This is a genomic window from Kitasatospora nipponensis (assembly GCF_039528135.1).
In the GTDB taxonomy this organism is placed as follows: domain Bacteria; phylum Actinomycetota; class Actinomycetes; order Streptomycetales; family Streptomycetaceae; genus Kitasatospora; species Kitasatospora nipponensis.
Window position 1 is genome coordinate 5,085 of record NZ_BAAALF010000287.1, and the last position, 2,223, is coordinate 7,307.

At 72.2% G+C, this 2,223-nt stretch carries 1 protein-coding gene; it reads right to left on the reverse strand.

Going from position 1 to position 2,223, the window contains the following annotated elements; genetic code table 11:
- On the reverse strand, positions 1-1,826 hold a 1,826-nt coding region (locus ABD323_RS38415; protein WP_344446745.1), incomplete at its 3' end, for a DEAD/DEAH box helicase.
- Positions 1,827-2,223 lie beyond the last annotated feature (397 nt).

Below are 2,223 nucleotides of genomic sequence, written 5' to 3' on the forward strand. Positions count from 1 at the left end.
CCACGGTCGTCACGGTCGCGGTTGAAGCCGCCACCACGGTTGTCACGGTCACCGAAGGAACGGCTGCCGCCACGGTCGTCACGGTCGCGGTTGAAGCCGCCACCACGGTTGTCACGGTCACCGAACGAACGGCCACCACCGCGGCTGTCGCGGTCACGGTCACCGTAGGAGGGGCGCTCGTTGCGGGCCTCGCGGTACGCCGGGGCCCGCTCCTCGCGCGCCTCGCGGACCGGTGCGGCCTCGGCCACGGCCGGCTCGGTGGCGTCGGTCACGGCGCCGGCCTCGGCCTCGACGACCGGCTCGTCCTCGATGCCCAGCTCGGCGCGCTCGCGCGCGGCCCGCGCGGCGAGGCGGTCGGCCTCCTCCCGCAGCTCGGTCGCCCGGCGCTGCGCGCGCTCGAGCTGGCGGGCCATGTCGGCGACCTCGCGCTCGGCCGCACCGGCGATGCCCGAGGCGCTCTCCGCCTGGACCTCGATCAGCGAGCGGGCGCCGGTGATCTTGGCGACCTCGGAGTCGAAGGCGTGGTCGAGGATGTGACGGCTGGCGTCGACGCCCGCGTCCTCCATCAGGCGGAAGACGCCACGGCGCTGGTGCGGCAGCACCAGGGTGACGACGGCGCCGGAGCGACCGGCCCGCGCGGTGCGGCCGGAGCGGTGCAGGTAGTCCTTGTGGTCGCCGGCCGGGTCCACGTTGAGCACCAGGTCGATGCCGTCCACGTGGATGCCGCGGGCCGCCACGTCGGTGGCGACGACCACGTTGACGTAGCCGTCCTTGAAGTCGCCCAGCACCCGGGTACGGGCGCCCTGGGTCATCCCGCCGTGCAGCGCGTCGGCCTTCACACCGGCCTCGAGCAGCTGCTCGGCGACCCGGTCGGCGCCCATCTGGGTGCGCACGAAGATGATCGTGCGGCCCTTGCGGGCGGCGATCGCGTTGGTGATCGGCGCCTTGTCCTTGGGCTTCACCACGAGGATGTGGTGGCTCATGGTGGTGACCGCGCCGGCCGACGGGTCGACCTCGTGGGTGACCGGGTTCTTCAGGTAGCGCTTGACCAGGGTGTCGATCTCGTTCTCCAGGGTGGCGGAGAAGAGCAGGCGCTGGCCGCCGGCCGGCACCTGGTCGAGGATCTCGGTGACCTCGGGCAGGAAGCCCATGTCGGCCATCTGGTCGGCCTCGTCGAGCACGACGGTCTGCACGTCGGCGAGCTTGGCGGAGTTGCGGTTCAGCAGGTCACGCAGGCGGCCCGGGGTCGCCACCAGGACGTCCACGCCGCGCTCCAGCGCGTAGATCTGGTTGGACATCGAGGTACCGCCGCAGACGACCTTGAGCTTGAGGCCGAGCACCGAGCCGAACGGCTCCAGCGCGTCGGCGACCTGCATGGCCAGCTCGCGGGTCGGCACCAGGATCAGGCCGCGCGGGTGCTTGGGCTTGGTGCGCTCGCCGTCGGCGAGGCGGGTGAGCAGCGGCAGGCCGAAGCTCAGCGTCTTGCCGGAGCCGGTGCGGCCACGGCCCAGCACGTCCTTGCCGGCCAGCGCGTCCGGGATGGTCGCGGCCTGGATCGGGAACGGGGTGGTCACGCCACGCTTGGCGAGGGCGCGGACCACGTCGTCGTGCAGACCGAGGTCGCCGAAGGTGAGGGTCGGCTCGGCGGGCTCGGCCGCCTCCTCGATCTCCTCGATCACGGCGTCGTCGAGGGAGTCGATGGTGTCGAGGGTGTCGGCCACGAGCTCGGCGGCCGAGAAGTCGGTGGAGTCGACGTTGGCGTCAGCGAGGGCCTCGTCCTGGGTGTTCGAGGGCATGACGAAGCGGTCGTCGTCAACGAGAGACATGCAAAACCTTCCGGAAGTGGCACGCGCCTAAGTCCGGGGTTCTGTTCACAACCGCCTCTATGCGGTCAGCCACGGATCGCCGGAACGCGCCAAGGGCGCCAGATGGGAATAGGGCGCCAATCAAATGGATCAAACTAACGATCTACCACCATAGACGAGCCATCACTCCGAAGGCAAATGTGCTGGCCAGCTCGCTAATGTGCGGCCGAACCCGCACCCCCTGCCGCGGATCCGCTGCCGCTGGGCGTGGGAGCCGGGGCCGCCGAGTCCGACGGCGCCGCCGAGGGCCGGCCCGCGCTCGGCGAGGGCTCGGCCGGCCCGCCGGGGCTCGCGGAGCCGCCGGACCCCCCGCCGGAGCCCGCGGTGCCCCCGCTGCCGCCCGCGCTGCCACCGGTGG